Raw genomic sequence first — 4,193 nt, 5'->3', positions numbered from 1 at the left:
CGGACTGGATATCTGATCAACACCCCTCCACGAACTTCCGCGGAGCAGCACTAGCGGGCCGACGACGGGCATCACGGGACCTCCCGTGATGCCCGCGGTGCGGACGGCGCCGCCCGCCGTCAGCTGCGGCCGGTGACGTAGAGGGGCTTCATGTCGACGACCGTCGCGGTGACGGTGTGCCCCAGGCCCTCGCGGGCGGCGTTGGTGAGCACGCCCGGGTCGGCCTCGGCGTGCTCGGCGAACAGGCCGCCGAGGCCCCGGGCGCGGGCGTACTCGGCCTTGGCGCGGACGGAGCGCGGGGTGTCGAGGGAAAGGAAGACTCCGGTGCTCGGGTTGTGGAGGTAGTCGGCGTCGGCGACGGCGTCCGTGTACAGCTCGAAGCCGTTGCGGCCCTCGCCCTGCTCCAGGTCGAGGTAGTTGCGCAGCACGTCGGCGCAGGTGCTCGTGCCGGGCGCGAAGGAGCCGACCGTCTCGCCCGAGCCGTTGTCGTACCTGCCGCGCAGGGGCGAAATACCGGTGATGTGCGCGTGCTTGGCGTTGCGGGTGGTGGTGGCGTAGCCGAGGTGGATGCGGTGAGGAGCCACGCCGGCGTGCTCGATGAGGTGGGTGACGGCGTTGTCGACGCAGTCCGTCTGGCTGCTGTCCTGATCGCGGCGCAGCGAGGTGTGGTGCCCGAGCTTCTCGGACCAGGGGCTGCCGAAGAAGTCGAAGGACATCAGGTCCAGTCGGTCGGCGCCGGCCTCGATGAGGAGCGGGACGTTCATCGCGTCCAGTTGGGCGGCGGAGGCCGGCACCGCGACGGCGATCGTGGCGTTCCGGTCGGCGGCGGACAGCGCGGCCCTGGTCTCGCGGATGAGCTCGGCGTAGTTCCCGGCGTCCTCCGGGCCGTACCCGGCCTCCGGGGCGCCGGCCGAGCCGGGCCAGCGCCAGTCCAGGTGGAGGGTGGAGAACATCGGGAAGGCACGGAAGACCCGTACGACGGACTGGGCGAACCGCCGCCGCGAGGCGGGCTCCTGGGCGATGGAGTGGAAGGCCTCGCTCAGGTCCCAGCCGCCGATGTGCAGGCCGACCGAGAGGTTCGGGTTGCGCTCCTTGAGGCGCCGGGCGGCACCCAGCAGGCCCTGGGCCTTCGGCTGGGTGAACAGGTCCTGGTAGTCGTTGGAGACCCAGCCGTCGAACCCGTAGCCGAGGTAGGCGGCGGCCGCGCTCCAGGCGTCGATGAAGGTCACGGCGCCGCGCTCGGAGGAGGCGATGCCGAAGTCCTGGGCGGCCTGGGCGGTGGCGGCCGCCAGGCTGCCCTGGCCGCCGACGAGGCCGACCAGGCCGAGGACGATCTCGTCGAAGGCGCCGTTCGCGGCCTCCAGCCGGGTCAGGTCCGCGCCCGGCCCGCCGGTGGGGCCGCCGGTGTCGTCCGTCAGGCGGCTGTCGTAGGCCCAGGTGGTGTCCAGGAAGCCGGACACGGTCTGCTCGCCGCTGCGGTGGTAGGTGTTGAAGGCGGGCTTGGCGACCCGGCAGGGCGTGTAGGAGAGCTTCGAGTCCTCCCGCGCCGGGTCGAAGCCGTTCATCTTGTACGTGCGTTCGGCCGCGTCCACGGCGTGGCCGTTGAGGCCGGGGTCGGACGGGTACACCAGCTCGCTCATGGCATGCGCTCCCTGTGGTGGTGATGACGGAATGCGCCCGGATCGACGCCGGGCGTGATCACGCTTGGGAGCGTAATGGCGGGAGCTGTGCGTGTGGGGCAGTTCGGATGAACTGGTTGACGGTCGATCAGATGAGCGGTAATGCCGACGCCGCTCACCGCGGGGCATGCGGTGAGTGGCGACGGGTGCGGCCTCGGGGATCAACCGAACCAGCCTGCTGGTGACCGGCTGTGATCGCCGGCGCCGTATCGGCTCCAGGTCCCGGCCCTCGGTCAGTGGTTCGCATCGAGGGCGCCGTTGGCGAGCAGTGCGCGGAGTTTGAGGACGGCTTCGGCGCCTGACCCTCGACGCCGACGGCGTTTCGAGGAGGCGCCGAGCACCTCCAGCCGCCTCCACCCCCTCCAGCGCCCGAAGTTCCGCGAACCGCTCACCTGTGCGCGGCCGGGCGAGACCGTGCACATCTGCGAGATGTTCCGCCTCGTACGCGGCACCGGGCACATCCTCGACGTGCTCGACGTCCTCGACGTGCTCCACCGCGACCGCCTCGCCCTGCACCGTCCCCGAGCTGCCGGTCACGCCCGACATGCCGGGCACGGTCGCCGACTTCCTCCGCACCACCGGGCTGGAGTCCGCCGGCCCACCGCCCTCGATCAGGGCGTCACGGTGCGGCGCGGCCAGGGCTACACCCTGCGCGTCACCGCCGTCCCCGCGGTCCACCGCCAGCTGCTCGACGGCACTCGGAAGCTGTTGTCGTACCGATCAAGCGGCTTGCCGATCGAACGAGGGTCTCGATCGAGTGATCCAGGGCTCAGGGAACGTCCAAGTCCACACCGGCAAGCTCCGGCATCGCCCGGAGGAAGTCCGGAACACTTGCGAGTTCGTCCAGGCGCAGTTCATATGCCGAGATCCTGCGCGCATAGTCGGCGGCCAGGTCATCGACCCGGTGCCGCAGATCGGCGCGCGACGCCACCATGACCGAGTCGTAGTAGTCGAAATCCGAGCCGATCGTCAGGTCCACGAACACCCCTTCTCCCTCAAGGACTTCGGCCAGAGTAGGGGGAGTCGGGCCGCTCAACGCGCTCACCAGACGCTGGCGACGCTCCGGTCCGGGGGCGACTGCGAACACCGTGGTCTCCGACGAGGCATCGAAGATCACCGCATGCAGCGCGGATACCAGGTCGCGAGGCGTCGACAACCGGAACAAGCCCGCACGACCGGCATGGTCCAGCTCCGCGGCGGTCGGCTCCACCCGAAGGGGCTTCGCCGTACGACCAGGTACGAAGCCCTTGTCCCGTGTGGTGGAGGTCGGCGCTTTGGCGTCGACCTCGTACTCCCAGCTCACCGGCATCGGCGTTTGCTTCAGGAAACGCTCGGCGTCGTCGCAGTAGTACGTCGGGATCACATAGCGGTCCAGGCCGGCCGTCAGACGCCACGCCAGGCCCACATAGACGGCGACTTCCTCCATGTTGTTGTTGTTCACGGCCCACTCGGTGTGCGGCGTCCCCTCCTCAGGCCATTCCTGCCACAGGCCAGGCCAGTGCCGAGTCACCGCCAGGTCATTGCCGGGGAGGTAGTGGAAGAGATGGACGCCGTCTGTCGTGGCGGCCTCGAAACGGATCGGATGCACCGCGCCAACCTAGCCTCGGGCAGCTCGGCGACGCTCCACAATTTCGTGCCCGAGAGGCCAGGCGGCCGGGATCAGCGATCCCGTAACCACGTCACTCCCCGCCTTTCTCGATCGGGTGAGCGGTTCTTCGCCCACCTGATGCGAAGCCGTCGCCTCGTGCGGGACTTCGAACGCTCCACCACCAGCGCGGAGGCGATGGTCTACTGGTCGGCGACGATGCTCATGACCCGGCGCCTTGCCCAGCCACGGCCTTCGCTAGCGTGAACCGGCCCGGTGCCAGCAACAGCCACTCAGGGCTTCCCGGCGGTCCCGGCCCGGGCGGTGGGTGGTCAGGCGGTGAAGCGGGGGTTGCGGGCTTCGATGGTTTGGACGAAGGCGGTCCATTCGGCCTGGTCGAAGGCGAGGTGGGGGCGGCCGGGATTCTTGTCGTCGCCGAGCCAGACGTCGCCGTTGTCGAAGCGGGCGATGATCACGCAGTTGCCGTTGGAGTCGCCGGAGAAGGGGGACTTGGTCCAGTCGGCGTCGGCGGGGTTGTGGTCGTAGGGGTCGTGGCGGTCGCGCATCTTGGCCTCCCGATGGGTGGTCAGGCGGTGAAGCGGGGGTCGTGGGCTTCGATGGCCTGGACGAAGGCGGTCCATTCGGCCTGGTCGAAGGCGAGGTGGGGGCGGTTCGGGTTCTTGTCGTCACTGAGCCAGACGTCGCCGTTGTCGAAGCGCGAGATGATGACGCAACTGCCGTTGTCGTCACCGGAGAACGGGGATTTGACCCACTCGGCGTCGGCGGGGTTGTGGCTGTACGGGTCGTTTCGGTCGGGCATCTTGGCCTCCCGGCGGGCGGTTAGGCGGTGAAGCGGGGGTCGTGGGCTTCGATGGCTTGGACGAAGGCGGTCCATTCGGCCTGGTCGAAGGCGAGGTGGGGGCGGTTCG

4 protein-coding genes are annotated in these 4,193 nt (G+C 69.6%); all 4 read right to left on the bottom strand.

The window, feature by feature from the left end:
- Positions 1-119 precede the first annotated feature (119 nt).
- The 4 genes from ACFV61_RS34835 to ACFV61_RS34820 all read right to left on the bottom strand — a co-directional run bounded on the left by ACFV61_RS34835 (position 120) and on the right by ACFV61_RS34820 (position 4,084).
- Complete coding sequence (locus ACFV61_RS34835) at positions 120-1,640, bottom strand: glycosyl hydrolase family 18 protein (protein ID WP_380496104.1); 1,521 nt, start codon at positions 1,638-1,640, stop codon at positions 120-122.
- An 808-nt stretch (positions 1,641-2,448) separates the two neighbouring features.
- Positions 2,449-3,267, bottom strand: coding sequence for a hypothetical protein (locus ACFV61_RS34830; protein WP_380496103.1), 819 nt, complete (start codon positions 3,265-3,267; stop codon positions 2,449-2,451).
- A gap of 329 nt (positions 3,268-3,596) precedes the next feature.
- Positions 3,597-3,830, bottom strand: a complete 234-nt coding sequence (locus tag ACFV61_RS34825) for a DUF397 domain-containing protein (protein WP_380430633.1) — start codon at positions 3,828-3,830, stop codon at positions 3,597-3,599.
- Positions 3,831-3,850: 20 nt separating this feature from the next.
- A complete protein-coding gene (locus ACFV61_RS34820) occupies positions 3,851-4,084 on the bottom strand; it encodes a DUF397 domain-containing protein (protein ID WP_380430635.1) in 234 nt (77 codons plus the stop codon).
- Positions 4,085-4,193 lie beyond the last annotated feature (109 nt).

Source organism: Kitasatospora sp. NPDC059817, assembly GCF_042731835.1.
Lineage (GTDB): Bacteria > Actinomycetota > Actinomycetes > Streptomycetales > Streptomycetaceae > Kitasatospora.
This window is presented reverse-complemented; position numbering and strand designations above follow the sequence as displayed.